The organism is Streptomyces wedmorensis, from assembly GCF_000716445.1.
GTDB lineage: Bacteria > Actinomycetota > Actinomycetes > Streptomycetales > Streptomycetaceae > Streptomyces > Streptomyces wedmorensis.
Genome location: NZ_JNWK01000036.1, coordinates 61,314 through 86,834 on the forward strand (window position 1 = coordinate 61,314; position 25,521 = coordinate 86,834).

General features: G+C 73.4%; 23 protein-coding genes. 10 read left to right on the plus strand and 13 right to left on the minus strand.

Translation table 11 applies throughout. From position 1 onward, the window contains the following. Positions 1-16: 16 nt before the first annotated feature. Together OO54_RS26285 and OO54_RS26290 are read right to left on the minus strand one after the other, a co-directional pair. Entirely contained in the window at positions 17-1,822 is a 1,806-nt protein-coding gene (locus OO54_RS26285; protein ID WP_033207182.1) for an FAD/NAD(P)-binding protein, read from the minus strand. Continuing rightward, on the minus strand, positions 1,819-2,667 hold the full coding sequence (locus OO54_RS26290; RefSeq protein WP_017241576.1) for an amino acid ABC transporter permease: 849 nt from the start codon (positions 2,665-2,667) through the stop codon (positions 1,819-1,821). The genes OO54_RS26285 and OO54_RS26290 overlap by 4 nt, the downstream gene beginning before the upstream one ends. A gap of 476 nt (positions 2,668-3,143) precedes the next feature. Between OO54_RS26290 and OO54_RS26295 the strand changes: the two genes are divergently transcribed. Both OO54_RS26295 and OO54_RS26300 read left to right on the plus strand, forming a co-directional pair. Then, entirely contained in the window at positions 3,144-3,623 is a 480-nt protein-coding gene (locus OO54_RS26295; RefSeq protein WP_017241575.1) for a GNAT family N-acetyltransferase, read from the plus strand. After that, a complete protein-coding gene (locus tag OO54_RS26300; RefSeq protein ID WP_033207184.1) occupies positions 3,620-4,597 on the plus strand; it encodes an ABC transporter substrate-binding protein in 978 nt (325 codons plus the stop codon). The genes OO54_RS26295 and OO54_RS26300 overlap by 4 nt, the downstream gene beginning before the upstream one ends. Positions 4,598-4,608: 11 nt before the next feature. Here OO54_RS26300 and OO54_RS26305 read toward each other — a convergent pair whose 3' ends face one another. Continuing rightward, complete coding sequence (locus OO54_RS26305) at positions 4,609-5,892, minus strand: DUF5685 family protein (RefSeq protein ID WP_200146579.1); 1,284 nt, start codon at positions 5,890-5,892, stop codon at positions 4,609-4,611. Positions 5,893-6,203: 311 nt separating this feature from the next. On the opposite strand from OO54_RS26305, the gene OO54_RS26310 reads away from it, so the two are divergent. Further along, positions 6,204-6,638 (plus strand): cell division protein SepF, encoded by a 435-nt coding sequence (locus OO54_RS26310; RefSeq protein ID WP_017241572.1) that lies wholly within the window; start codon positions 6,204-6,206, stop codon positions 6,636-6,638. Positions 6,639-6,683: 45 nt separating this feature from the next. Here the strand turns inward: OO54_RS26310 and OO54_RS26315 are convergent, their stop codons facing one another. Beyond that, a complete protein-coding gene (locus tag OO54_RS26315) occupies positions 6,684-8,417 on the minus strand; it encodes an MFS transporter (protein WP_033207186.1) in 1,734 nt (577 codons plus the stop codon). A gap of 407 nt (positions 8,418-8,824) precedes the next feature. Here OO54_RS26315 and OO54_RS26320 point away from each other — a divergent pair, with 407 nt between their 5' ends. Beyond that, on the plus strand, positions 8,825-9,721 hold the full coding sequence (locus OO54_RS26320; RefSeq protein WP_033207188.1) for a phosphatase PAP2 family protein: 897 nt from the start codon (positions 8,825-8,827) through the stop codon (positions 9,719-9,721). Between the two features lie 72 nt (positions 9,722-9,793). Here the strand turns inward: OO54_RS26320 and OO54_RS26325 are convergent, their stop codons facing one another. After that, positions 9,794-10,009: an I78 family peptidase inhibitor gene (locus OO54_RS26325; protein ID WP_026058646.1), complete on the minus strand. Its 216-nt coding sequence runs from the start codon at positions 10,007-10,009 to the stop codon at positions 9,794-9,796. 309 nt (positions 10,010-10,318) lie between these two features. Here OO54_RS26325 and ctaD point away from each other — a divergent pair, with 309 nt between their 5' ends. Beyond that, entirely contained in the window at positions 10,319-12,031 is a 1,713-nt protein-coding gene (gene ctaD / locus OO54_RS26330) for an aa3-type cytochrome oxidase subunit I (protein ID WP_033207190.1), read from the plus strand. Here the strand turns inward: ctaD and OO54_RS26335 are convergent. The 4 genes from OO54_RS26335 to OO54_RS26350 all read right to left on the minus strand — a co-directional run bounded on the left by OO54_RS26335 (position 11,970) and on the right by OO54_RS26350 (position 16,275). Continuing rightward, the gene (locus OO54_RS26335; RefSeq protein WP_033207191.1) at positions 11,970-12,956 is read right to left on the minus strand and encodes a helix-turn-helix transcriptional regulator; all 987 of its coding nucleotides are present in this window, start codon (positions 12,954-12,956) and stop codon (positions 11,970-11,972) included. The two genes, ctaD and OO54_RS26335, sit on opposite strands and share 62 nt — an antisense overlap. A gap of 180 nt (positions 12,957-13,136) precedes the next feature. After that, a complete protein-coding gene (locus tag OO54_RS26340; protein ID WP_033207193.1) occupies positions 13,137-14,411 on the minus strand; it encodes a glycosyltransferase family 4 protein in 1,275 nt (424 codons plus the stop codon). A gap of 75 nt (positions 14,412-14,486) precedes the next feature. After that, on the minus strand, positions 14,487-15,779 hold the full coding sequence (locus OO54_RS26345) for an ABC transporter substrate-binding protein (RefSeq protein WP_033207195.1): 1,293 nt from the start codon (positions 15,777-15,779) through the stop codon (positions 14,487-14,489). Then, positions 15,757-16,275 (minus strand): MTB12 C-terminal domain-containing protein, encoded by a 519-nt coding sequence (locus OO54_RS26350; RefSeq protein WP_033207224.1) that lies wholly within the window; start codon positions 16,273-16,275, stop codon positions 15,757-15,759. The genes OO54_RS26345 and OO54_RS26350 overlap by 23 nt, the downstream gene beginning before the upstream one ends. A 106-nt stretch (positions 16,276-16,381) precedes the next feature. Between OO54_RS26350 and OO54_RS26355 the strand changes: the two genes are divergently transcribed. The 3 genes from OO54_RS26355 to OO54_RS26365 are packed head-to-tail and all read left to right on the plus strand — an operon-like array spanning position 16,382 to position 20,012. Beyond that, entirely contained in the window at positions 16,382-16,783 is a 402-nt protein-coding gene (locus tag OO54_RS26355) for a hypothetical protein (protein WP_033207197.1), read from the plus strand. Further along, positions 16,771-19,368 (plus strand): ABC transporter permease subunit, encoded by a 2,598-nt coding sequence (locus tag OO54_RS26360; protein ID WP_033207198.1) that lies wholly within the window; start codon positions 16,771-16,773, stop codon positions 19,366-19,368. Before OO54_RS26355 ends, OO54_RS26360 begins: the two co-directional genes overlap by 13 nt. Further along, positions 19,365-20,012, plus strand: a complete 648-nt coding sequence (locus OO54_RS26365; RefSeq protein WP_033207200.1) for an ABC transporter ATP-binding protein — start codon at positions 19,365-19,367, stop codon at positions 20,010-20,012. The genes OO54_RS26360 and OO54_RS26365 overlap by 4 nt, the downstream gene beginning before the upstream one ends. Before the next feature lie 20 nt (positions 20,013-20,032). Here OO54_RS26365 and OO54_RS48835 read toward each other — a convergent pair whose 3' ends face one another. Continuing rightward, positions 20,033-20,497, minus strand: a complete 465-nt coding sequence (locus OO54_RS48835; protein ID WP_418953238.1) for a LysM peptidoglycan-binding domain-containing protein — start codon at positions 20,495-20,497, stop codon at positions 20,033-20,035. 480 nt (positions 20,498-20,977) lie between these two features. Here OO54_RS48835 and OO54_RS26375 point away from each other — a divergent pair, with 480 nt between their 5' ends. Both OO54_RS26375 and OO54_RS47535 read left to right on the plus strand, forming a co-directional pair. Next, positions 20,978-21,760 carry a hypothetical protein gene (locus tag OO54_RS26375; RefSeq protein WP_017241560.1) on the plus strand — a complete coding sequence of 261 codons (783 nt, stop codon included), beginning with the start codon at positions 20,978-20,980 and terminating at the stop codon, positions 21,758-21,760. A 221-nt stretch (positions 21,761-21,981) separates the two neighbouring features. Continuing rightward, on the plus strand, positions 21,982-22,266 hold the full coding sequence (locus tag OO54_RS47535) for a hypothetical protein (RefSeq protein WP_033207203.1): 285 nt from the start codon (positions 21,982-21,984) through the stop codon (positions 22,264-22,266). Between the two features lie 76 nt (positions 22,267-22,342). Here OO54_RS47535 and der read toward each other — a convergent pair whose 3' ends face one another. The 3 genes from der to cmk form a co-directional block, all read right to left on the minus strand. After that, positions 22,343-23,791 (minus strand): ribosome biogenesis GTPase Der, encoded by a 1,449-nt coding sequence (gene der, locus OO54_RS26385; RefSeq protein ID WP_033207205.1) that lies wholly within the window; start codon positions 23,789-23,791, stop codon positions 22,343-22,345. A 70-nt stretch (positions 23,792-23,861) separates the two neighbouring features. Next, complete coding sequence (locus OO54_RS26390; RefSeq protein WP_051787195.1) at positions 23,862-24,449, minus strand: lysophospholipid acyltransferase family protein; 588 nt, start codon at positions 24,447-24,449, stop codon at positions 23,862-23,864. 53 nt (positions 24,450-24,502) lie between these two features. Then, positions 24,503-25,177 carry a (d)CMP kinase gene (gene cmk / locus OO54_RS26395; protein ID WP_033207209.1) on the minus strand — a complete coding sequence of 225 codons (675 nt, stop codon included), beginning with the start codon at positions 25,175-25,177 and terminating at the stop codon, positions 24,503-24,505. Positions 25,178-25,521: the final 344 nt, after the last annotated feature.

A 25,521-nucleotide genomic window follows, 5' to 3' on the forward strand; every position in this document is an offset into this window, starting at 1 on the left:
ACTCGGCGGCGCGGGCTCAGGCGCTCAGCGGCGCGGGGAGCCGACACTCCCGGTCGCGCAGGAAGGTCAGCGCGGCGCGCGCCGTGACGTCGTTCTGCCCGAAGGCGACCCCGCCGGTGCGGGGCCGGGTGAACGCCCCGCCGGCGCGGGCGGTGGTGTGCGGCCCGAGCGCGAAGCGGCGCGGGTGCGGGCGTCCGTCGTGCTCCAGGAGCCGGCCGTCGACGGGGTCGACCATGAGGAGGCCGCTCGCGGTGGCCCTGGCCCCCTCCTCGTACAGCGCGCGCAGCAGCGGGCTTCCGGTGAGTTCGAGGGTCGGCTCGGGGAGCCTGGCCTCGACCAGGGCGCGGGCCTCGGTCCACTCCCCCGGCACGGCGGCGGACGAGGCCCGGAAGACCCCGCGTTCCTCGTCGGCCTCGACGGTGACCTGGGGGCCGAGGAAGCGCACGACGCCGGCGCGGGACAGGGCGAGCAGCTGGCGCAGTCGCGGACCGGGCGGACCGGAGGCGAGGTAGCTGAAGAAGCCGTGCCACCAGGCACCCGGGTCCATGCGCTTCCCGAGCCGCAGGAGCTGGCCGTAGACGGAGAGGAGGCCGGCGAAGACGGCGGCGTCGGGGCTGTGGGCGGGGTCGTGACGGCGGTTCAGGTCGTCGGTGATGTAGTCGCGCAGGCCGTGCTGGAGCGCCTCGGCGGAGGCGAAGCGGAGGCCGTCCAGGGGATGGTCGAGGGCGTCGAGGTCGAGCCGGTCGGCGGGGTCGGGGACGGCCGCGGCGACGATCGCGGCGATCTCCGCCCCGCGCGGCGGCGCCTCCTCGTAGGCCTTCTCGAAGTCGCTCCAGCCGAGCGAGGTCCGCTCGGGGTGGGTGGAGAAGAGCCGGTGGTAGTGGGCCCAGCCGAGCTCCTTGTCGACGAGCGGCCACACGTCGCGCCGGAAGTCGATCGGCCCGGTCCCGCTCAGCAGGGCGTCGGTCTGTTCGGGGCCGAAGAAGCGGGGCAGCGGAGGCCGTTCGCCGTCGAGCACGTAACCGATCTTCGAGTGGTACGGGACGCCGCGCCGCGATCCGACGTGCAGCACCGGCTCCTTCCCGGAGGGTACGTAGACCAGCGCGTCGCCCTCGCCTTCGTACCGGCCGCCGCGACCCTCGGTGAGCAGCACCATGAGGTCGACGAAGGCGAGGCCGAGGCCGCGGACGAGGACGGGTTCGCCGGCGGGCAGCGCGGCGAGGTCGGTGTCGGCGGTGAAGTCGGGCGGCAGGTGGACGAGCCGGTGGCGGGCGGCGAAGCCGGCGAGTTCCCGCTGCTCCCGGTCGGGTTCGGCGTCGAGGTGCCCGACGGTGAGGACGACGAGGTCGGCGAGGAGCGGCGCGGCGGCGCCCGCCAGCCAGACCCGCTGGCGTCCCTCGCGGGGGCCGCCGATCCGCAGGGCGGTGGTGCGGTGTTCGTGGACGGTGACGTCGGCGGGCAGGGCGTCGCGGGCCCGCTCGTACGCCCAGCGCAGGTAGGCGCCCTGTTGGGGGCGGGTGGGGAAGGTGCGGCCGTCGATGCCGGCCCATTCGGCGAGCGTGGGGCCGGGCCGGACGGGGCCTTCGAGTGCGACGGTCTCGTCGGTGAACATCGTGACGTCCTCGGCCTGGGAGTTCATCCAGAGCAGCGGGGACTGTTCGGTGCGCCAGATCCGGCCGGGGCCGGGCGGGTGGGGGTCGACGAGGTGGACGTCGAGCGGTCTTCCGGCGTACAGCTCGGGCAGGTTGGCGGCGAGCCGTTCCAGGAAGCCGGTCCCCCGCGGCCCGGCTCCCACGACGACGATCGACGGACGGAGGCTCATCGCGCACCGGCCGTCCCGCGGGCGTAGTGCCGCTCGACGTAGTGCTGGCCGATGCCGAGGACCGAGGTGACGGCGACGTACCAGAGGGTGGCGACGAGGAGCAGCGGGATGATCTCGTACGTGCGGTGGTAGACGAGCTGGGTCGAGTAGAGCAGGTCCTGGACGGCGATCACGGAGACGATCGAGGTGCCCTTGAGGGTCCCGATCAGCATGTTCCCGGCCGGCGGGACGATGGCGCGCATGGCCTGCGGCAGCACGATCCGGGACAGCCTGCGCCACCGGCCGAGCCCGAGGGACTGGGCGGCCTCGATCTGGCCGCGGTCGACGGAGAGGATGCCGCCGCGCACGACCTCGGCGGCGTAGGCGGCCTCGTGCAGGGTGAGGCCGATGACGGCGACGGCGACCGGGCCGAGGAGGTTGACGGTGTTCACGCCGAGGATCTGCGGGTAGAGCACGCCGATGTTGAACCAGAAGAGCAGCTGGACCAGGATCGGGGTGGACCGGAAGAACCACACGTACCCCCAACTGACCGCGCGCAGAACGGGGTTGGCGGAGAGCCTGAGGACGGCGAGCAGGGTGCCGAGGACGAAGCCCAGGGCCATCACGAGAGCGGTCAGCCACAGGGTCAGGCCGAGGCCGCGCAGGACGGACGCGGAGGTGAAGTACTCGGCGACGACGTCCCACTGGAAGGCCTTGTTGCGGACGACCGAGACGAGGCCGAGCGCGAGGAGGACGATGACGAGGCCCGCTGCGGCCCACTGCCCGGCACGGCGGGTGGGGACGACACGGAGGGCCGGTTCGGCCGGAGGGGCCGTGGAGGCGGTCTTGACGAGGGTCGCGGACATGCGAAGGCTCCGTGGATGCCAGAGAGTGGATCGAACACGGGAGTGCGCCTTCACACGCGCTGAGTGCGGTTCCGGGCCCCTCAGCCCGATCCGCCCTTCGAGGCTATGCGGTCAACACGGCCCGCTGTCAAGGGTGTCCGTACTGTGAGCCGTACGTCTCATCATGGTTGACGTGGCAACGGATGCCTGTTCCACTGAGGCCATGCATCCGCAGCAGCTGGTCAAGCGCTCCCACATCGACTTCGGTCGCGTGTGGTCCTCTTCCTGTTGAGCCGACCCCCTGCTCTGCCCCGCCCGCGTGCTGTTCTCCGCGGCGCCTTCACATCCAGGCCTCTCGTGAGCGCCTGAGCTCTCCCCTCCCCTCGCCGTGCCCTGCCTTTCCCGCGTTCCCCTGTCTTTCCCGCGTTCCCACGCCTTCCCGGTTTCCCGGCCTCTCCGTTGCCTTCCCCTGCCCTCCTTCGCCCTGAAGGACCGTCATGACCTTCGCGTTGTCCGTGCACCGGACCACGACCACCGACCCCCTGGCGCGCCCGCTCTTCGAGGAGCTGGCGCACGAGTACACGACCCGGTACGGCTCCCCGCACGACCTGACCGCCTACCCGGCGGCCGAGTTCACCCCGCCCCACGGCGCCTTCCTGCTCCTCCTGGAGCAGGGCAGACCGGTGGCGGGCGGCGCCTACCGCCGCTACGACGAGCACACCGCCGAGCTGAAACGGATCTGGACGCACTCCGCGCACCGCAGGCGCGGACTCGCCCGCCGTGTCCTCACCGTGCTCGAACGGGAGGCCGCCGCCCGCGGCTACTCCCGCGTCTTCCTGACGACCGGCCCGCGCCAGCCGGAGGCCAAGGGCCTCTACCTGGCGAGCGGCTACCGCCCGCTCTTCGACGTGACCGCCGATCCCGAGTCGATCGGCCCGCTGCCGTTCGAGAAATTCCTGGAGAACCCGAAGCCATGAGTACGCGCACGAGTTCCGGCCCCGCACGCACCACCGCCGCCTTCGCCCTGATCACCGCCGCCGCGCTCGCCCTCACCGCCTGCTCGGGCGGCGACCCGGCCACCGCGCCGGCCGGGGCCTCCGGGGCGCCGGGCGCCGCGAAGGGCGCGCTCCCGACGGACGACGTGGTGTCGGGGGTCCGGAAGAACGACGCGGCGGCGAAGCTGCTCCCCGCCGACGTACGGCAGCGGGGCAGCCTCACGTTCGCCGCCTCGGTCGCGACCCCGCCCAGTTCCGCGTACCTGCCCGACGGCACGACCGTGGTCGGTGTGGACGCCGACTTCTCGGCCGCCGTGACGAAGGCACTCGGTCTGGAGCTCAAGCGGGAGGTGGTGGGCTTCGAGGCGATCCTGCCGGCGCTCGGCAGCGGCAAGTACGACGTCGGCACGGGGAACTTCGGTGTGACCGAGGAGCGGCGCAAGACGATCGACTTCGTCACGTACGTCAACGACGGGCAGGGCTTCGCCGCCCGGGCCGACAGCACCTTGAAGGCGGTCACGGACCTCACCCAGCTGTGCGGCCTGAAGGTGGCCGTGAACGCCGGCACCACCTTCGAACGGACCCTGGAGAAGAACAAGGGCCGGTGCGCGCAGGCCGGTCTGAAGCCGTACGAGGTGAACGTCTACAGCGAGACCGGCGCCATCTGGATGTCGCTCCGGCAGGGCCGCAGCGACGTCGTGATGAACACCATCAACGGCGTGCGGTACGCGGTGACCCAGCAGCCGAACGTGAAGTTCCTCAACGAGTACCGGCGGCTCGACGTCGGCTTCGCCTTCAAGAAGGGCACCCCGCTCGCCCCCGCGTTCCAGGCGGCCGTCAACGGCCTGAAGGCCGACGGGACGTACGACCGGATCCTGAGGAAGTGGGGGGTGACGGGTTCGACCATCGCGCGCTCGGAGATCTCCCCGCCGGAGATCCCGGCACCGACGAAGTAGCGGTACGAGGGTCAGCAGTCGCAGCCGCAGTCGCAGCCCCCGCAGCAGCCGTCGCCCTCGCAGCAGGAGGAGCAGTTGCCGCAGCAGTCACAGCAGTCGCAGCAGCTGCCGGGGTCGCACTGCTGGCAGAGTCCCTCGCGCCGCTGGCGGCTCCACGGGTCCTCGAAGGTGCCGCAGCACATCTGGCAGGTGCAGGCCAGGCCCACCCAGAGGGCGCATCCGGCTATCAGCCCGCGCCGGTTGGGCGGTTCGGGCGGGAACGGCCCGCCGGGGCCACCGGGGCCGCCGGGACCGGGGACGTACGGACCTCCGGGGCCGGCCGGTCCGCCGGGGGCGTACGGGTTCCCGGGCACCGGGCCGCCGGGGGTGGCGTACGGGTTCCCCGGGACCGGGCCGTGCGCGTGCGGGGCGCCCTGTCCCGCCCCGACGTGCGAGCAGCTCGTCGTGCCGAAGGCGCGGTCCACGGAGGCGCGGAGCTCATGGGCGAGGAGGACGTGGGCGAGCTTGCCGTCGGCGAACTCGGCGTCCTTCAGCGCGAGACGGATGCCGTGCAGGGCGTCGTCGGCGAGGCGGCGGGCCTCCTCGCGGGAGGTGCCGGTGGCGGTGAGCGGGTTCCAGGCGCCGCTCTCCGCGTCGGCCGCCTGGTCCTCGACGGCGTCGAGGAGGTGCGCGAGCCGGCCGAAGAGGCGGCCGGCCTCGGCGAGCGGCTCCGCGTTCCCCGGCCGGCCGGCGAGGACGGCGGTGTGCGCGAAGGCGGCCGCCGTGGCCGTCTCGGTCGGCTCGGTGACGGTGAGCAGGGGGGTGCCGGGCCCCGCGAGGGTCTCGATGCCGGTCTGCCGGTCGACGGCGTCGACGAGGACGGCGGTGTCGAAGCCGAGGGAGCGGCCCGTCCTGGCCCCGGCCTTGTCCCAGGAGCGGGCGACCCGGCGGGCCGCGGCGGCGACGGGCCGGCGGGCCAACAGGCCGTCCCGGTCGGCGACGTGGTCCCGCACCTTGGCCGAGGCGAGGACCAGCGAGACGGCGGCGGCGAGCCGGGCGCCCTCGCCCCGGGCCACCGGGGCGGTCCGCATGCCACGCAGCGGGCAGGGGCCCGCCGTGCGGCGGCCGGACGCGACGGCGCCGGTCTGAGCCTCCGTCAGGACCGAGACGATGAGCCCGTCGTAGTTGGTCACGACGCGGGCGAACTGCCCGTGGTCGGCGCGGAGGGCCAGGCAGAGGCCGCAGAGGTGGGCCGTCCACTCGACCTTGAGACGGTCGGTGAGCCGGTGCGCGCAGGGCCTGACGATTCCGAACAACTGACTCCCCCGTGGATGGTGCGACGTGCCTCCGAGCGGCCTCGCGGCATCGTAGCGAGCCGGGTCGTTCACCCGTACGCGCCCATCGTCACCCGTCCAGCCCGACTTTCATATTTTCAGCAACATGGCCCTCCCTCAGGCCCCGCATACCGCAAGTTTCCTGACGAATCGCCAGGAAACGTCCCTCACGTTCTGCACCAGTACCGTCACGAATCCCCTGCGCGGCGACTATCCACTTGGCGCCCGATCCGCATCATGGACGACGATGGGTACTGCGGAACCACAAGTGACCGCGCTGAAAGGAGGCGTCCATGGGATCGGTGCGCAAGGCGAGTGCCTGGCTGGGACTCGTCGAGGACAACGACGAGCGTTACTACGACGACGAGTACGCCGACGGTGCCGAGAGCGGCGACGCCTGGGTGACGGACCCCCGGGTCCGGGTCGCCACGGACACCGCCGAGGAACGGGGCCGCCGGATCGCCACCGTCTCCCCGGACGGCTTCCGGGACGCCCGGAGCATCGGCGAGCTCTTCCGGGACGGCGTCCCGGTGATCGTGAACCTGACCGCGATGGAGGGCAACGACGCCAAGCGCGTCGTCGACTTCGCCGCCGGTCTCGCCTTCGGCCTGCGCGGATCGATCGAGCGGGTGGCGACGCGGGTCTTCCTGCTCACCCCGGCCGACACCCAGATCGTCACCGGCGAGTCGGGCCGGCGCCGGCAGGACGGCTTCTTCAACCAGAGCTGAGCGGGCCCGCCGGCCAGGCACGGCGCCTCCCGGGCGACGACCGGGTCAGTGCGCCGGGCTCCCCGACCCGGCGGGCTCGATCGCTTCCCGGGTCGCGGGCACCCGCGACTCGCACGGCTCCGGAGCCTCCAGTACGTCGAAGGCCCCTTCCTGACCCACCGGGCGGTCCAAGACCCGGGGCACCCGCGGCTCGCCCGGCTCCGGGGCCTTCAGCACGTCGAAGGCCTCTTCCTGATCCACCGGGCAGTCCATGACCCGGGGCAGCCGCCGGGCCATCAGCGCGCCGAGGAGCAGCAGCCCGGCGCTCACGCACAGGGTGAGGTGCAGGCCGTTCACGAAGGAGTGCCGGGCGGCCTGGTGCAGGGCGTCACCGGCGGCGCCGCCGAGCTGGTCGGCGACCTTGTAGGCCTCGCCGAGGGAGTTCGCCGCGGCCTTGCTCGCCTCCGCGGGCACCCCGGGGACCCCTGAGAGTCCGGGGGCGTAAGCCGCGTTCATCACACTGCCGAGCAGGGCGATGCCCATGCCGGCGCCGAGCTGGTACGAGGTCTCGCCGATCGCGGCCGCGCCGCCGGCGCTCTCCTGCGGCGCCTCGCTGAGCATCGACTCGTACGCCGAGAAGAGCGTGGTCTGCAGGCCGAAGCCGAGCAGCACGAAGCCCACCGTGAGCAGCAGCGGCCGGTCGTCCTGCCCCATCAGGGTCAGCAGCAGCACGGCGGCGGCGGTGAGGACGAAGCCCCAGCCGACCATCCGGCGCGGCCCGATCCTGCGCAGGGTGTACGAGCCGGTGGCGCCGGCGGCCATGGCGGCGAAGGTCAGCGGGAGGAGCCGGAGGCCGGTCTCCAGGGGGCTGAGCCCGATGACCAGCTGGAGGTACTGGACGGCGATGAGCTCCAGGCCGACCAGGGCCAGCATGCCGATGACGATGCAGCCGACCGAGGTGGTGAAGGCGGCCCGGGAGAAGAGCCGCAGGTCGATCAGCGGGTGCGGGCGCCGCTTCTGCCGCCGTACGAAGAGGACGAGGAGCACGGCGCCGGCGAGCAGCGGACCGGCGGTCGGCAGGGTGAGGAACGGTTCGCCGGCCCCGGCACGCTTGATGCCCAGGACGCAGCCGAGGACGCCGGCCGCGGCCATGAGCGCTCCGAGGACGTCCCACGGGCCGTCGGATCCGCCCCGGGACTCCGGGAGGAGCCTGCGGCCGAGCGGCAGTATGAGGGCCATCAGCGGGATGTTGATGAGGAAGACGGAGCCCCACCAGTAGTTCTCGACGAGGAACCCGCCGAGCACCGGTCCGGTGGCGGCGCCGATCGCGGCGACCGCGGTCCAGATGCCGATGGCGGTGGCGCGCTCCCGCCGGTCGGGGAAGACCGCCCGCAGGATGGAGAGCGTCGCGGGCATGATCATCGCGCCGCCGACGCCGAGCAGCGCGCGGGCCGCGATGAGGACCCAGGGTTCGGTGGCGAGGGCGGCGACCGCGGAGGCGATGCCGAAGAGCGCGTAGCCGAGGAGGAGGACCCGCCGGCGGCCGACCCGGTCCCCGAGGGTGCCGAAGAGGATCAGCAGCGAGGCGCAGATCAAGGGGTAGGCGTCGACGATCCAGAGCAGCGCGGTGGAGCTGGGGCGCAGGTCCTCGGTGAGCGAGGGGACGGCGACGTGGAGGATGGTCGCGTCGAGGGCGACCAGCAGGAGGCTGACGCAGAGGACGACGAGGACGACCCACCGGTTGGCGCTTCTGCCGGCAGTGGCACGCGATCGCCCTTGGGCCGTGTTCGTCCGCGACATGTACGTACCTCCCAGTGAAGCTCTCGCGCTCGGCGGGCCCCGGACCAGGGCGTATGCCCCTGGGGCGGCCCGGCATCGACGGGCGAGTGAGCCGTCAGCGTACGCGAGTTCAAGCCCCGAGCGCGTGGTGCAGCTCTCACCCCGGCGGGCCTCGGGGTGTGGCGTACGCCACTCCGGGCGGGCCGCGCGTCGCATGGAATTCCGCACGGATGCCTGTTTGAAGAAATTCCGTCGCCTTCAAACACACTTCCGGAATCGTCTTCCCCGACAATAGGACCGAAGGTCATAGGATTTACAGACGGACGCCTGGAATAGACCACTCGCTGAGACCTACTCCACATCACATCGTCATCACGAAGGGACCGGATCGACCGGGTCTGCTTCTCACTCCCTGTAACGTCCATTGGGTGCGTACCGACATCTTTGCCCGGCTGGACCGGGAGCCGGAACCGCCGAAGATAGAGGTCCCGCGGATGACCCGCACGCGTCTCGCCCTCTTCGGCGGGACGTCGGCGTTCTATCTGGCCATCGTCGTGGCGGTGTTGCTGTCGACCTGGCTGGTGACCCTCGACTGGAAGATCATGCTCTTCCGGCCGTACCAGCAGTGGCCCGAGATCCACGGATTCCTCGACTACTACGTCGTCCTCGGTCAGCGCGGCCCCACGGCCGTCATGGTGGCCGCGTGGCTGGGCTGGCGCTCCTGGCGCCAGCACACCCTGCGACCGCTCCTCTGTCTCGGCGCCGCCCTGCTGCTGCTGAACGTCTCGGTCGGCGCGGTGAAACTCGGCCTCGGTCGTCTCGGCCCCCACTACGCGACGCAGGTCGGCTCCGCCGAGCTCTTCGCCGGCGGCGACATATTCCCCTCGGGTCACACCGCCAACGCGGTCGTGACCTGGGGCATCCTCGCCTACCTGGCGACCACCCCGCGGGCCCGGCGGTACCTGTCCGCCCTCTCCGCCGTGGTCGCGCTCGGCGTGGGCCTCACCACCGTGTACCTCGGCACGCACTGGCTGAGCGACGTCCTGCTCGGCTGGGCCGCCGGACTGCTCGTCCTCCTGGCCCTGCCGTGGTGCGAGCCGTTCCTCGCGGTGGCGGAGTCCTGGATCCTCGCCGCCCGCGACCGCGTGCGGGAGCGCCTGCGGGAGCGCCGTCGCCTCGTGCCGTCGCTGCCCGTGGCCTCCGGCGGTCCGCGCCCGGGATTCTTCCCGCCGCGCCCGCCGGCCACCGAGGAGCCGGCCCGCGAGCCGGTCCGCGAGCCCGTGGGGGTGGCCGGCGGCCGACGCGCCCCGGCGACCCGCGGCTGACGCGTCACGCGGTACGAGAAGGGCCCCGGCCACAACGGCCGGGGCCCTTCCCCGTGCGCCCGCGGGGCTCCGTCAGCCGAGCCAGCAGCGGGTGACGGAACCGCCCTCGACCTCGAAGTTGATGCGCCCCGACAGGTACTCCATGGTGATGATCGAGCCGGGCGGCAGGGACCTGACGACCCTCCAGCCGCGGGCCCTGGCGAGCTGCTCGGCGCCTTCCGCGTCGAGGCCCACATAGGACTCGGGAGCGTCGCGGGGCGGTTCGGGAGTGCGTGATGTGGGTGACATGGACCTCACGTTAGTCCCTTGGCGGTCACGCTTGTGTCACAAGTTCTCGACATATGTTTGACACGCCGACCGTCACTCGCAAGGGCCATTTCCGGCCGTTTCTCCAGCAATTCAGGAGACCATCCGACAGTTCGCACGAAGCCGCCGGAAGCGTTCGGTCACGCATACGCAATTCCGCCTTCCCGCGTTCCCGTCCCGAATTGCGGCGGCGACGCGCACGCGAACCGCCCACTCTTCCCTTACAGAATGCTTACGCTGACCGAACGCCCGGAGACGCGGAGCCGGGAGGACGGCGAGGCGGAGGCAGCGATGGACAACGGGACAGCGACCGCGACCGTCGAATCGGCCAGGCAGCGGCACGGCCGCGTCCTGATCGACTGGCTCACCACGACCGATCACAAGAAAATCGGCCACCTCTATCTGGCCACCTCGTTCGCGTTCTTCCTCCTGGCCGGCCTCATGGCGATGCTGATGCGGGCCGAGCTGGCCCGGCCGGGACTCCAGCTCGTCTCGAACCAGGAGTTCAACCAGGCCTTCACCCTGCACGGCACGATCATGCTGCTGCTCTTCGCCACACCCACGTTCGCCGGCTTCGCCAACGAGCTGGTGCCGCTCCAGATCGGAGCGCCCGACGTCGCCTTCCCCCGGCTGAACATGTTCTCGTACTGGCTGTTCCTCTTCGGCGGCCTGATGGTGGTCGGCTCGCTGCTCACGCCGACCGGCCCGGCCGCCTTCGGCTGGACCGCGTACGCCCCGCTCAACAGCCTGGAGCGCTCCCCCGGCGCCGGCGTCGACCTGTGGATCATGGGCCTGGCGCTCTCCGGTTTCGGCACCATCCTGACCTCGGTCAACTTCCTCGCGACCATCGTCGGGATGCGGGCGCCGGGCATGACCATGTTCCGGATGCCGATCTTCACCTGGAACGTCCTGTTCACCGCGGTCCTGGTGATCGTCGCCTTCCCGGTGCTCGCGGCGGCGCTGCTGGTCCTGGAGGCGGACCGGCGCCTCGGCTCCGTGGTCTTCCAGCCCGAGAACGGCGGGGCCCTGCTGTGGCAGCACCTCTTCTGGTTCTTCGGCCATCCCGAGGTCTACATCATCGCGCTGCCGTTCTTCGGGATCGTCAGCGAGATCATCCCGGTCTTCGCCCGCAAGCCGATCTTCGGGTACACGACCCTGATCGCGGCCACGATGGCGATCACCGGCCTCTCGGTGGTGGTCTGGGCCCACCACATGTTCGCGACGGGCGCGGTGCTGCTGCCGTTCTTCTCGATGCTGTCGTTCCTCATCGCGGTGCCGACCGGAGTGAAGTTCTTCAACTGGACCGGGACGATGCTGCGCGGCTCGCTCTCCTTCGAGACCCCGATGCTGTGGTCCGTCGGCTTCCTGGTCTCCTTCCTCTTCGGCGGCCTGACCGGGGTGATCCTCGCCTCGCCGCCGATGGACTTCCAGGTCACCGACTCGTACTTCGTGGTGGCCCACTTCCACTACACGGTCTTCGGCACGGTGGTCTTCGCGACCTTCGCCGGCTTCTCCTTCTGGTGGCCCAAGTTCACCGGCCGGATGCTCGACGAGCGGCTCGGGAAGATGCACTTCTGGACCCTCTTCACCGGCTTCCACCTGACGTTCCTGGTGCAGCACTGGCTCGGCGCCGAGGGCATGCCCCGGCGGTACGCCGACTACCTGGCGGCGGACGGCTTCACCACCCTCAACACGCTGTCCACGATCGGCGCCTTCCTGCTCGGCTTCTCCACCCTGCCGTTCCTCTACAACGTGTGGCGGACCTGGCGGTACGGCACGAAGGTCGAGGTCGACGACCCCTGGGGCTTCGGGCGCTCCCTGGAGTGGGCGACCTCCTGCCCGCCGCCCCGGCACAACTTCGACGCGGTGCCGCGGATCCGCTCCGAGGCACCCGCCTTCGACCTGCACCACCCGGAGTTCGCGGCCTACGAGCGGATGCGGCTCACGAGTCCCCCGCCGACCCCGCTGCCGTCCGGTCGAGAGCGCGGGACAAGCGGTCCCTGAGGGCGCGGACCCGGTCCGTGAGCTCCGGCGGTTCGACCACCTCGAAGTCGAAGCCCATCAGCGACACGTGGATCACCAGGACGTCGAGGCTGTGCGCCCCCGTCCGAAGGAGGCAGCTCCCGTCGCCGTCGGCCTCCAGGGTGCCGTCCAGCGGGCCGACGACCGACGCGGCCTCGGCGAGCGGCACGAACAGCCTGACCGTCGCCTCCGCCGCGTACGCGGTGCTCGACACGCCCTTCGAGACGTAGGCGGCCAGATCCGCGGCCGGCGGTTCGCGCGGCGGGAAGCGGGGGCCGTGCGGCGGCTTCGGCTCGATCCGGTCGGCCCGGAACGTGCGCCAGTCACCCCGGTCCAGGTCCCAGGCGACCAGGTACCAGCGCCGCTCCGTGCAGACCAGGCGGTGCGGCTCGACGGTCCTGCGGCTGCTCGTGCCGCCGTGGTCCCGGTAGGCGAAACGGAGCCGCTCGCCGTCCCGGCAGGCGTTGGCCAGCTCGGTGAGGACCGCCGGGTCCACCCGGTCCTTCGGGGTGCGCATCATCGGCACCGTGAAGGTGTTGAGCGCCGAGATCCGCCGCCGCAGCCGGCCCGGCAGGACCTGCTCCAGCTTGGCCAGGGCGCGTACGGAGCTCTCGCCGATGCCCTCGACGCCCTGTCCCGCGGCGGCGCGCAGGCCGACCGCGACCGCCACGGCCTCCTCGTCGTCGAGGAGCAGCGGCGGCAGCTCGGCCCCGGCCCCGAGCTGGTAGCCGCCGCCCGTGCCGGGGGTGGCGTGCACGGGGTAGCCGAGCTCCCGCAGCCGGTCGACGTCCCGCCGTACCGTGCGCGGGGTCACCCCCAGCCGATCGGCGAGATCGGGTCCCGACCACTCCCGGTGGGCCTGGAGCAACGAGAGCAGACGCAGCAGTCGCGCGGAGGTCTCCAACATGCCCCGAGTCTGTCAGCCCTCGCGGACAGCCACGGTCCGCGATGCACCGCCGCCCACCCGGCCGGCGTGCCCCGCGTCAGCGGAAGCGCACGCTCCGGCCGGCACCTCGGCAGCGGCAGCGGCCGACGTTCCGGCCGACACCGCGTCCACGGCAGCGGTGGGCGGTCTCGCGGGCACGCGTCAGCGGAAGCGGCGGACGATCCGGCCGGCCCTCGCCTTCTGCGCGTAGACGGCGTCGACGACCCGGCCGACCGCCCGATGGAGCGACACCCGCGCTGCGGAGTACGTGCGTCGGCTCGCGCCCCGCTCGACGAGCTCCGTCCAGAGCGCCTCGTGCCGGGCGGCGATCCGGCCCGGATCGAAGCGTTCGGAGGCGGCCAGCGCCGCCCGCGCCGTCTTGGCACGCAGTTCGTCGTCCTCGACGAGGCCGCGCAGCGCCCGCGCGAACGCGGTGACGTCGTCGACCGGCACCAGGCGCCCGTCGACCCCGTCCTCGATGATCTCGCGGGGTCCGTTCGGGCAGTCGGTGGAGACCACCGGGAGGCCGCAGCGCATCGCCTCCACGATCGTCATGCCGAAGGACTCCCGCTGCGAGGTCACCGCCGCGATCGAGCCCTTGGCCCACTCCGGTTCCATCGGGGTCACCGACCCCATGAGGAAGACCTGTTCGCCGAGGCCCCGCTCCTTGATCTGCCGGGCCAGCGGGCCCTTGAGGTCCTGGACGGCGTCGCCGGAGCCGTAGATCCGCAGCTTCCAGTCGGGGTGGTCGGCGGCCACCTCCGCGAAGGCGTCGATCAGCACGTCGTACCGCTTGACCCGGGTCAGCCGGCCGGCCGCGACCACGGTCTTCGCCGCCGGGTCGGCGGGCGGCACCGACGGCGCGGGCACGCTGTTGGGCACGGACTCGACGCGTACGTCGGGCAGGTTCAGCTCGCGGTAGGCGCGGGCGTCTGCCTCGGTGACGGTCGTGACGGCGTCGAGGAGCGCGTACTCGTGGGCGATGTCCCGGCGCAGCCGGTAGCTGTGGCCGTCCAGGATGAGGTGCTCCTGCCCGACGAGGACCGGCCCCCGCCGCGCCTGCCGGGCGAGGTGCACGTTGAGCCCGGGACGGGTGGCGACGATGACGTCGGCCTCCACTCCGCGCAGGTGTTCCCCGATCCGGGCGTCGGTCAGCGCGCTGTACTGCTTCCAGCGTCCGTCGCCGCGCGGGAAGACCTCGGCGGGCCGGTGGTGGTCGGGGTGGTCGCCGTCGTATCCGGGGCTTTCCTTGCGGAGGTCGACGAGGTGGCGCAGTGTCACCCCCGCGGGCAGGCCCAGGAGTGGACGGTCGCGGTGGCGGAACACCGAGACGATCTCGACGTCGTGACGTTCCGCCAGTTCCTCGGCGAGCGTGAACGTCGTTCTGATGGTGCCGCCGTAGTGGTAGCCGTTGTGGAGCAGAAAGGAGATACGCATCTCGCCGCCGGTTCCCCCCGGTCAGTCTTCTTCGTTCGGTCGCCCGACTGTACTGCCGCTGCGGGGGGGCCGCTGTCACGGGCGGTAGCCGAGCTGGGGCACGGTCGCGCAGTTCGTCGTCATCTCTCCCTGGCTCACCCAGCCCCGGTCGTCCTGCCAACGCGCCACGGACAGACATGTGTTCCGGGTGGCCGGCGGTCGCTCCAGCCGCTCGAAGCGGACGGGGAGCAGCAGTCCGCGTGCGGTGTAGGGCTCCGGACGGTTCATGAACTCCTCGACGCACGCGCGGGTGAGGCCGTCCCCGGCGAGGCAGGAGCGGGCCGCGTCGGTGAACCACATCGCCGCCGCCCATCCCTCCAGCTGCCACTGGGAGAGCGGCCGTTGCCCCATGGCCGTACGGAACTCGCGGACGGCGGGGTGGCCGGTGTCCTGGTGGTTGCGGCTTGCGCCGGTCACCCACAGGGCGTTCAGGCAGCCGGGGGCGCGGGCGTAGTCGCGGGCGACGGACGAGGACCAGTTCTGGACGTTGGTGACCTTGGCGTCGACCCGTACCCCGAGGGTCTCCATCGCCTCGCAGAGCCGCGCGTTCCCGTGGGTGTCCATCGCGTCGAAGAGGACGTCGACGTGCCGGTCCCGCAGATCGGCGGCGACCGCGCGGAAGTTGGGCAGCGCGAAGTCCACCTGCTCGTCGACGACCCGGTAGCCCTCGGCGCGCAGCCCGTCCGCGACCAGCCGGGCGTACGCGGCGGACGCGGCCTGGTTGTACGAGACGACGGCGGCGGTCTTCGCGCCCTTCTCCGTCGCGAACCAGCGGTAGACCTCGGTCCCGCCGTACAGCGTCCCGTTCCAGCCGGGCTTCCCGCCGGTGCGCGGGGCGGAGCTGCCGTAGATCCCGTAGAGGTGCGGGTACGTGTCGTACGCGGGCGTCAGGGGCTGTCCGCCGATGTCGGGGACGCCGGCCCGGGCGACGAGGGGCGCGCCCGCGTAGTTCAGGGCGGTGGTGGCGACGAGGGCGAAGACCCGGCGCTCGTCGACGAGCCGGTGCACGCACGCGTTGTTCCCGACTCCGCTGCCGCCGTCGTCGCAGGTCTCGACCTCGACGCGGCGGCCGTCGAGGCCGCCCCGCGCGTTGAGCGCGTCGAAGTACGCGCGGGCTCCGTCGCGCGGGCCGGTGAACGCCTGGCCGCCGACCGGGCTGGTGGCGCTCGTGATGATCCCGACCCGGAGCGGCTCACCGCCGGAGGGGGTGGCGGTGGGCCGCGTCCCGAAGGCGCGCTCGGGGAGCCTGCTGCCGCACGCCGTCAGGAGCGCGAGCAGCGCGGCCAGGAAGAGCGCCGCGATCGCCTCAGCAGCCCGGAACGGTGACACCGCTCAGCTCGACCAGGCCGCACAGCGTCTTCACGGAGACCTTCCAGGTGCCGTCCTGGAGGACCGAGGTTCCTCGGGAGTCGGGGAGGGCGACGTCGCCGTTGACGAGCAGGTCGTAGGTGACGTTCGCCCCGCTGGGCGAGGTGAAGTCGATGTTGTCGACCTTCGCCGAGGTCGCGGCGGCGTTCTTGTCGCCCGCGAAGGCAGCGAGGACGGGCGCCATCTGTTCGCCGTTCTCCAGGAGTGCGGTCTTCTCCGCCGTCGGGGTGTCCGGGTCGAAGAAGGCCGTCCAGTTGTCGGTGATCTCGGTGCGCGCGGCGGCGGGGTCCTCCGGCTGGGCGGCGCCGCCGGGTGGCTCGGCCGTCTGCTCGGGCGGCGCCGTCGTGGTGGTCTGCTCCCCGGACGCGTTCCCGTCGTCCGAGCAGCTCGCGAGGGCGGGGGTCAGGGCCAGGACCGCGGCGGCCGCGAGCGCTGCCGCACGTCGACTGAGAACCATGTGGCTCACCACCGGGTGTCCGCGCAGGCCGGGCGGCCTGATGATTCCAGGGTGGGACGATTCAGAACATAGCGCAAGAAAAAGGGCATCTCGCAGGGAGGCTGCCGTGGCGTCGACACCCCGGATCCTGCTGTGGGGCGGTCTCGCGGCGGCCGCCGCCGGCGCGGTGCTGTGCGCCCTCGGCTGGTACGGGATCTCCGGCGAACGCTTCGCGGAACGCCAGCTGCCCTACCTCGCCTCGTGCACCGTGCCCGGGGCGGCGCTGATCGTGGCGGGAGCGGTGCTCGCCGGGACGGCCGCGCTGCTTCCCGTACGCCCCGGGGAACCCGGACCGCCCCCTCCGGAGGAGGCTCCCCCGCCCTCCTCCGACGGCCCGCCGCTGCGGGTGCCCGGCGGAACCCTCGCGCACCGCCCGGACTGCCCCCTGGTCGCGGGCAGACCGGAGGCGACCGAGGCCGGGGCCGCCGCACTCGCCCCCTGTCCGGTGTGTGAGCCGTGGCCTCCCTGACGTACGAGCTGACGCTCGCCGGCCTCGCGGTCGGCAGCGCGGCCGCGCTCACCGGCATCGGCCTGGTCGTCACCCACCGGGCGACCGGGGTGCTCAACCTCGCCCACGGCGCCGTGGCCATGATCTGCGCGTACGTCCTGCGCCAGCTGGTGGTCGAGTGGGGCTGGCCGCTGCCCCTCGGCGCCCTCGTCACGCTCCTGGTGGTCGCGCCCGGCATCGGCCTCGTCCTGGACCGCGGGGTCTTCCGGCCGCTCGCCCTCCTCGGCTCGAACCCGGCGCGGACCCTGGTGGCCTCCATCGGCGTCTTCGTGCTCCTGGTGGGCGCGGCGGTGCTGCTGTGGGGCCCCGGCGCGCGCGACGACGCGCCCGTGCTGCTCGGCGACGACCCGTGGGCGCAGCTCGCGGCGGTGGTGGCGCTCGCCTGCCTGGTGGGGGCGGTGACCCGGTGGACCCGCTTCGGGCGGGAGCTGCGGGCGGTCGTCGACAACCGGCCGCTCGCGGTGCTCTCGGGGATCGACGCGGACCGGGTGGCGGCGGCGGGCTGGGCGTTCGGCTCGTTCACGGCCGGGCTCACCGGGGTGCTCCTCGCCCCGTACGTACGGCTCGACCCGTACGGGATGCCACTGCTGGTCATCGAGGTGATCGCGGTCGCGGTGATCGCCCGGATGCGGTCGTTGCCGGTCGCGGTGGCGGCGGCGCTGGCCATCGGCGTCGCCCAGGCCCAGCTGACCCGGCTGCACCCGGAGGGCTGGGCCGGGCCGCTCGTGCAGGCCGTCGCCGCGAACCTGTTCGTGGTGGCGCTCCTGGTGGCGGCGCTCGTCCTGCCGGGCATCGGCGGCAAGGGCCGCGACGCCCTGCCGCCACCGGTGCGCGAGGCACGCGTGCCGGGCGGCCTGTGGCTCGTGGTGGGCGTGCTGTTCCTCCTCCCCCTCGGCCTGGCGGGCTCCGACCTGCACACGGCGATCCAGGTCCCCGCGCTCGCCGTGATCCTGCTGTCCCTCGTCGTGGTGGCGGGCCGGGGCGGCCAGATCGCGCTCGGCCAGGCGGCGTACGCGGGCCTCGGCGCCCTGTTCACGGCCCTGCTCACGACGGGCGGGGCGCCGGCCCTGGTCGCGCTGGGCCTCGCGGTGCCGATGGTGGCCGCGGTGGGGCTGGTGACGGGATGGCCGGCGATCCGGCGGCACGGCCTCGCCCTGGCTCTCGCGACCCTCGCCGTCGGGGTGGCCGTCAGCCGCTTCGTCCTCACCCAGCCGTACGCGACGGCGGGCCTCTCCCTCGGCCGCCCGGCGGGCTTCTCCGACGACCGCGCCTTCTACGCCCTGGAGCTGGTCGTCCTGGCCTGCTGCCTGGCGCTCGTGGCCGTCCTGCGCCGCGGCCGCACGGGCCGCGCCCTCGCCGCGCTCCGGGACCACGAACCGGGAGCCGAGGCGGCGGGCGTCCCCGTGCCCGGCCTCAAACTCCTGGCCTTCGTCCTCGGCTCCGCCCTCGCCGCCCTCGGCGGCGGCCTCCTCGGCATGGGCCTGCGCGCCTTCGACCCCGAGGCGTACGACCCCGTCCGCGGCCTCCTCTGGTTCGCCGCCGTCCTCGCCCTCGGCGCCGACAGCCTCCTCACCCCCCTGGCCGGCGCCGCCCTCCTCGTCACCCTCGACGCCGGCCCCCACGCCGGTGTCGCCGCCGCCCTCATCGGCCTCCTGGCCATGCTCACGGGCCGGATCCCCCCGCTGACGACCCTCCTGCCCGCCGGCCCGCCGACCCGCCCCCGGCCACGCCGGACGCTCGCGAACGGGACCCGCCGGACGCCGGTGGCGGGCCCGGTGGCACCGCCGACGGAACCGCCGCCCCCCGACGCCACGCCCCCGCGGCTCCCCGCCGACAAGGGCCGCCGGACGCCGGGCGCCGCCGGCCCCGTGCGCCCCGCGGAGGACGCCGCGCCCGCGCCGCGGCTGCGCGCGCACGACCTCACGCTCACCTACCCCGGCGGGACCACCGCCCTCTCACACGTCACCCTCGGCCTCGGCCCCGGGCGCGTGACCGCCCTGGTGGGGCCCAACGGCGCCGGCAAGAGCACCCTCTTCGACTGTCTCGCGGGAACCCTGCGGCCCCGCGAGGGCCGGATCACGCTCGACGGCGCCGACATCACGGCCCGCTCCGCCCACGCCAGGACCCGCCTCGGCATCGCCCGTACCTTCCAGAGGCTGGCGGTCTTCCCGTCGCTCACCGTGGAGGAGAACGTCCGGCTGGGCGAGGAGCGGGGCCATGTCCGCGGCGGCCCGGCGGCGGTGGAGCGGAGCCTGCGGCTCGTCGGGCTCGCCGGGCCCGTACGGCACCGGCCGGCGGCGGACCTGCCCACCGGGACCCTGCGCCGGGTGGAGCTGGCCCGCGCGCTGGCCGGGCAGCCGCACACGCTGCTCCTCGACGAACCGGCGGCCGGGCTCGACGCCGCCGAGACGGCCGCGCTGGCGCGGATCCTGGCCGCTCTCGCGGCGGACGGCCTGACGGTCCTGGTCGTGGAGCACGACCCGGACCTCGTCCGGGGGATCGCCCACGCGGTGCACACCATGGAAGGGGGCCGGATCCTGTCATGAGCGTCGAGATCGCGCTCCGCGCCGCCCGGGTGCGCTACGGCCCCCTGGAGGCCCTGCACGGCCTCGACCTGCCGGTCCCGGCCGGGACCGTGACCGTGCTCCTGGGCCGGAACGGCGCCGGCCGGACGACCGCCCTGCGCGCCCTCGCCGGCACGGTGCGGCTCTCCGCCGGCCGGGTGCTGTGGCGGGGCGTCGACGTGACGCGGCTCTCGCCGCACGAGCGGGCCCGCCGCGGGCTGTGCTTCGTACCGGACCTGCGGGCCGTGTACGACGGCCTCACCGTCGCCGAGAACCTCGCGCTCTCCTCCCCCGGGCCCGCCTCCCCCACCCCGTACCCCGAACTCGTCCCCCTGCTGTCCCGCACCGCCGGCACCCTGTCGGGCGGGGAACGCCGGATGCTGGCGCTCTCGCGCGCCCTGGCGGCACCCGCGCGCGTGGTGCTGGTCGACGAGCCGTCCCTCGGCCTGGCCCCGGCGGTCGCCGCCCGTACGTACCGGCTGCTCGCCGGGCTCGCCGTACGGGACGGCGCGGCCGTGGTCCTGGCCGAGCAGCACGTGCCGGACGCCCTTCCGCCGGGCTCGCTGGTCCACGAGCTGCGGCGGGGCTCCCTGGCGTGGAGCGGGGAACCGGCCGAGCTCGCCTGACGCCGGTCCCCCCGGGGGCGTCAGAGCGGTGCGATCCGCAGCATGGTGCCGACGACGATCCGGTTCGGGTCGGGCCCGATCAGGCTCCGGTTCGCCGCGTAGAGCGCCTGCCAGCCGCCCCTGATCGCGAACCGGCGGGCGATCGTGCCGAGCGTGTCCCCGGCCTGCACGGTGTGGACGCGCCCGCTCAGCCCGTACCGCTTGGAGCAGACCGGCCAGGCTCCCCACCCCTGGGTGCGCAGCACCTCCTCCGCGACCGCGATCTGCTGCGGCCGGGTCGCCAGGTCGGCGCGCCGGGCGTACCGCAGTCCGCCGTGCTCGACCCAGGTCGGCTGCCAGAACTGGAGCCCGCCGTAGAATCCGTTCCCGGTGTTGACGTGCCACCGCCCGCTGGACTCGCACTCGGCGACGCAGCCCCACGGCCACTGGTCCTTCGCGCAGGCGTAGGAGGGCACCGAGGCGGCGCCCCGGAGCGCGTCCGACACCTCCAGGAGGACGTCGGAGGCCTCCCGGGCGGCGGCAGCGGCCTCCCTGGCCGCTTCGGGCACGTCCCGGAGGGCGTCGGGTCCGTCGGGTACGTCCCCGACCACCCGGGGCCGGGCCGCGACGGCATCGGGCCGGCTCCCGACCGCGTCGGGCGCGCCCTGGGCCCGGGCGGGCACCGGGGCCAGGGTCAGGAGCGCGGCCGCGGACGCCGCCACGAGGGAACCGGCCGTCCAAAATCGGATCTTCGACATCGGGGCAGGCTAGGCAGCAGCCCGGCACCCCCGGCCCGTGCCGCGCGGAACACTGTTCACACCCCACCCGGTCGGAGGCACCGGCCCTCCGCGGATCGTCCCGCACGAGCCGGTGCCAAGTTGCCCCGCTTCCACGCGTGACCCCGGCCGAGCCTGACCCGTTGAAGTCGTCATGAGGCGCCCGGGAACGGCCCGGCGTCCCCCCGTACCGAGTCCAGGGAGCCCCCCGTGCCGCGCATGCTCGACGTCAGCGAGGACGTACGCGCCGAGATCGGCGACGAAGAAGCGGACCGGCTGCTCGCCGGCGACAACGCCCCGGGCAGCTACGACTGCACCTCCTGCCGCACGCCGGGCGACTCCGAGCAGGAGCGCACCAGCACGGTGCTGTTCGTCGGCGACGAGACCGCGGTCCTCGCGTTCGCCCACGCCAGTTGCATTCCGTCGCAGGTCGTCCGGGTCGCCGAAGAGCAGCTCCAGGGCGCCGTCGCCTCCATCACGGCCTCGGACACCGCCGAAGCGCTGAGCGCCGCCCACCCCGAGCAGGCCGTGCTCGGCGTCACCAGCGGTCTCGTCCTGATCGACGGCGAGCTGCACCCGGCGCTCGTCGTGGAGCCGACCGCGCCGGTGGCCCGTCCCGGTTCGGACGGCCTGACCGACGAGTTCCTGCCGCTCCTGGCCGACCAGGGCTTCCAGCAGGTCATGGACCTCCACGAGAAGCCCGCCGTACTGCCGGGCTGGTCGGTCCTGGTCGCCATGGGCCAGCTGCACTCCGTGCTCCAGCCGGGGCCGGGCGGCGTCGGCCAGGCCGCCTGGTGGCAGGCGCACCAGCCGCTCCAGGTCACCGACGGCTGGCGCGCGGCGGCCAACAAGTCGCACACGGTCCTCGTCTTCGCCGCCCCGGTGGGCTCGATCGGCCAGCAGCCGCGCGAGGACCTGCTGCGCGACGCCCTGGAGAAGGCGGCGGCGAACGGCCGCCTGGTGGCCGCCGCGATGCCGCTGGCCGGTACCTGATGGAGGACGGCCGGCCGGCCATAGGGCGGGCGCGGGTTCCCGGCTCACCGACGGGTCCGGCCGGCACCGGCCCGGCAAAGCCCGGGGGCCCGACCGTGCCGCGTCCCCGGCGGGCGCCCCTTTCGGAGAGCCGCCCGCATCCGACGGGCGGCGGGGTCGTTGGCACGTACGTGCACGCATACGACCCCTTCCTCCAGCCGCATCCGAGTCAGATCCCGGCCATGCGCCCCGCGCAGGACGTCGCGGCGGGCGCTTCGCCCACGCCGATCTACGACGCCCTGTACTCGGAGTACCGCAGGTCGTTCCGCACGCTGCCGGGTGACCGCAGCGGCGAGGAGGAGCTGGCGTTCCGGGCCTTCGGCGCGGGCGGGTACGGACACGGGCAGGGCCACCGGCACACGCCGGCGCACCCGACGGCCTGGTCGGCGCAGCATCCGCAGCCGTTCACCCCGGCAGTCACGCACCCGAAGGCGGCGCTGCCACCCGGCCCGCGCAGGGGCCTGTAGGAGCGGGGCCGGGGGTACGGCGGAGGGCCGGGGCTTGTCGAAGCCCCGGCCCTCCGCCGTACCCGCGGTGCGGGTGCTACTTCTTGCGGCCGCGCTTCTCGCGCACCCGGACCGAGATGTGGATCGGGGTGCCCTCGAAGCCGAACTCCTCGCGCAGGCGGCGCTCGATGAAGCGGCGGTAGCCGGCCTCCAGGAAGCCCGAGGCGAAGAGCACGAAGCGGGGCGGCTTGGTGCCGGCCTGCGTGCCGAAGAGGATGCGGGGCTGCTTGCCGCCGCGGACCGGGTGCGGGTGGGACGCGACGATCTCACCGAGGAAGGAGTTGAGCCGGCCGGTGGGGACGCGGGTCTCCCAGCCGGCGAGGGCGGTCTCGATGGCCGGGACCAGCTTCTCCATGTGGCGGCCGGTCTTGGCGGAGACGTTGACCCGGGGCGCCCAGGCGACCTGCTGCATCTCGGTCTCGATCTCGCGCTCGAGGTAGTAGCGGCGCTCCTCGTCGAGCTCGTCCCACTTGTTGTAGGCGATGACGATCGCGCGGCCCGACTCGACGGCCGTCGTGATGATGCGCTGGTCCTGGACCGAGATGTTGTCGGTGGTGTCGATGAGGATGACCGCCACCTCCGCCTTCTCGATGGCGGCCGCGGTCCGCAGCGAGGCGTAGTAGTCGGCGCCCGCCTGGAGGTGGACCTTCTTGCGGATGCCGGCGGTGTCGACGAACTTCCACGTCACGCCGCCGAGCTCGATGAGCTCGTCGACCGGGTCGCGGGTGGTGCCGGCCAGCTCGTTGACGACGACGCGGTCCTCGCCCGCCACCTTGTTGAGCAGGGAGGACTTGCCGACGTTCGGGCGGCCGATGAGGGCGATGCGGCGGGGGCCGCCCACCGCGTTGCCGAAGCGCTGCTCGGGGGCCTCGGGCAGCTTGCGCAGGACCTCGTCGAGGAGGTCGCCGGTGCCGCGGCCGTGCAGGGAGGAGACGGGGAACGGCTCGCCGAGGCCCAGGGACCAGAGCATCGCGGCATCGGCCTCGCCGGACTGGCCGTCGACCTTGTTCGCGGCCAGGACGACCGGCTTGCCGGCGCGGCGGAGCAGCTTGACGACGGCCTCGTCGGTGTCGGTGGCGCCGACGGTGGCGTCCACGACGAAGAGGCAGGCGTCGGCGGCCTCGATGGCGTACTCGGCCTGGGCGGCGACGGAGGCGTCGATGCCGAGGACGTCCTGCTCCCAGCCGCCGGTGTCGACGACCTTGAAGCGGCGGCCGGCCCACTCGGCCTCGTAGGTCACGCGGTCGCGGGTGACGCCCGGCTTGTCCTCGACGACGGCCTCGCGGCGGCCGATGATGCGGTTCACCAGGGTCGACTTGCCGACGTTCGGACGGCCGACGACGGCGAGGACGGGGAGCGGGCCGTGGCCGGCCTCCTCGATCGCGCCCTCGACCTCGTCGACGTCGAAGCCCTCTTCCGCGGCGAGCTCCATGAACTCCGCGTACTCGGCGTCGCCAAGTGCCCCGTGGTCGTGCTGGTCGTTCATGAAGTCCGTTCCTTGATCATTCGTGGTCGGTGGGTCCCCGGGCCGCGGGGCCCACTACTGAAAGTCTCGCTCAGCGCCCGGTGAGGCGCCTGGCGTTTTCCAGGTGGGCGGTGAGCCGGTCCTGGATCCGCACGGTGGCCTCGTCGAGCGCCTTGCGGGTGCGGCGGCCCGAGCCGTCGCCCGCGTCGAACGCGTCACCGAAGACGACGTCGACGCGGCCGCGCAGCGGAGGCAGTGCCTTGATCAACCGTCCGCGGCGCTCGGTGCTTCCCAGGACGGCGACCGGGACGATCGGCGCGCCACTGCGGACGGCGAAGTAGGCCAGGCCGGCACGCAGCGAGGCGAAGTCGCCGTCGCCGCGGGTGCCCTCGGGGAAGATCCCGAGGACGCCGCCCTGCTCCAGGACACCGAGCGCGTTGCCTATCGCGGCGCGGTCGGCGCTGTGCCGGTCGACCTTGAGCTGCCCGATGCCCTCCAGGAAGCTGCCGAGCGGGCCGACGAACGCCTCCTTCTTGATGAGGAAGTGCACGGGCCGCGGTGCGGTGCCCATGAGCATGGGGCCGTCGATGTTGTGCGCGTGGTTGACGGCCAGGATGACGGGGCCGGAGGCCGGCACCCGCCAGGCGCCGAGGACGCGCGGCTTCCAGAAGCCGTACATCAGCCCGATGCCGATACGACGACCGACGGCGGCGCCCTTCCCGGAGGGCAAGGTCACTTGGCGGCCGCCCGCTTCTCGTCCACCAGGGTGACGACGCACTCGATGACCTGGTCCAGCGTGAGGTCCGTGGTGTCGACCTCGACGGCGTCGTCGGCCTTGGCCAGCGGGGACGTCTTACGGCTGGAGTCCGCCGCGTCCCGCTTGATCAGGGCTTCCTTCGTCGCGTGTACGTCGACGCCCTTGAGCTCGCCGGAGCGGCGCGCGGCACGGGCCTCGGGCGAGGCGGTCAGGAAGATCTTCAGGTCCGCGTCGGGCAGGACGGTGGTGCCGATGTCCCGGCCCTCCACCACGATCCCGAGCTCGGCGCCCTTCGCGATCGTCCGCTGCAGCTCGGTGATGAGCCGCCGCACCTCGGGGACGGCGCTCACGGCGCTGACCTTCGAGGTGACCTCCTCGGTACGGATCGGGCCCGCCGCGTCGGCGCCGTCGACCGTGATGGTCGGCCGGGACGGGTCGGTGCCGGAGACGATGACCGGCTTCGCGGCGGCGTTCGCGACGGCGTCGGCGTCGTGCACGTCCACCCCGTTGCTGATCATCCACCACGTGATCGCCCGGTACTGCGCCCCCGTGTCCAGGTAGCTCAGCCCCAGCTTGGCGGCGACCGCCTTCGAAGTGCTCGACTTGCCCGTGCCGGAGGGCCCGTCGATGGCGACGATCACGGATTCCACGGTGGGAACACCTTCCTGGGGGTGAGTGGCGGGGCGCCCTGCGGTATGCGGGCACCCCCACAAGGTTACCGAGTCCCCGACCCTCACCCGTACGGGCCCGCACCCGCCGCCGTGCAGCCCAGCCCCCGCCCCCGCCCGCGCCCCGCCCGTTGTGGCCTGCGCCCCGCGTTGTGGGCTGCGCCCCGCCTCGTTGTGGGCAGTCGTTCCGCTGGGGCGGAACGGGTGGGCACAACGGACGGCGCCCTTTGCCGGGCCCAGGCTTCCGCGCCTGAACCCGCACCGGCTGTGCGACGCCGTATCGGTGCGGGTCCGGGCACAAGGGGCGGAGGCGCCGCCAAGCGCGC

Excerpts from the sequence above, each read along its gene's own strand:
- OO54_RS26315 (WP_033207186.1), bottom strand. The coding sequence starts at position 8,417 with ATGTCGCGGACGAACACGGCCCAAGGGCGATCGCGTGCCACTGCCGGC.
- OO54_RS26390 (WP_051787195.1), bottom strand. The coding sequence starts at position 24,449 with ATGTACGGCTTCTGGAAGCCGCGCGTCCTCGGCGCCTGGCGGGTGCCG.
- OO54_RS26350 (WP_033207224.1), bottom strand. The coding sequence starts at position 16,275 with ATGGTTCTCAGTCGACGTGCGGCAGCGCTCGCGGCCGCCGCGGTCCTG.
- ctaD (WP_033207190.1), top strand. The coding sequence starts at position 10,319 with ATGGACAACGGGACAGCGACCGCGACCGTCGAATCGGCCAGGCAGCGG.
- OO54_RS26335 (WP_033207191.1), bottom strand. The coding sequence starts at position 12,956 with ATGTTGGAGACCTCCGCGCGACTGCTGCGTCTGCTCTCGTTGCTCCAG.
- OO54_RS26310 (WP_017241572.1), top strand. The coding sequence starts at position 6,204 with ATGGGATCGGTGCGCAAGGCGAGTGCCTGGCTGGGACTCGTCGAGGAC.
- OO54_RS26295 (WP_017241575.1), top strand. The coding sequence starts at position 3,144 with ATGACCTTCGCGTTGTCCGTGCACCGGACCACGACCACCGACCCCCTG.
- OO54_RS26300 (WP_033207184.1), top strand. The coding sequence starts at position 3,620 with ATGAGTACGCGCACGAGTTCCGGCCCCGCACGCACCACCGCCGCCTTC.
- der (WP_033207205.1), bottom strand. The coding sequence starts at position 23,791 with ATGAACGACCAGCACGACCACGGGGCACTTGGCGACGCCGAGTACGCG.
- OO54_RS26325 (WP_026058646.1), bottom strand. The coding sequence starts at position 10,009 with ATGTCACCCACATCACGCACTCCCGAACCGCCCCGCGACGCTCCCGAG.
- OO54_RS26365 (WP_033207200.1), top strand. The coding sequence starts at position 19,365 with ATGAGCGTCGAGATCGCGCTCCGCGCCGCCCGGGTGCGCTACGGCCCC.
- OO54_RS26340 (WP_033207193.1), bottom strand. The coding sequence starts at position 14,411 with ATGCGTATCTCCTTTCTGCTCCACAACGGCTACCACTACGGCGGCACC.
- OO54_RS47535 (WP_033207203.1), top strand. The coding sequence starts at position 21,982 with ATGCGCCCCGCGCAGGACGTCGCGGCGGGCGCTTCGCCCACGCCGATC.
- OO54_RS26290 (WP_017241576.1), bottom strand. The coding sequence starts at position 2,667 with ATGTCCGCGACCCTCGTCAAGACCGCCTCCACGGCCCCTCCGGCCGAA.
- OO54_RS26285 (WP_033207182.1), bottom strand. The coding sequence starts at position 1,822 with ATGAGCCTCCGTCCGTCGATCGTCGTCGTGGGAGCCGGGCCGCGGGGG.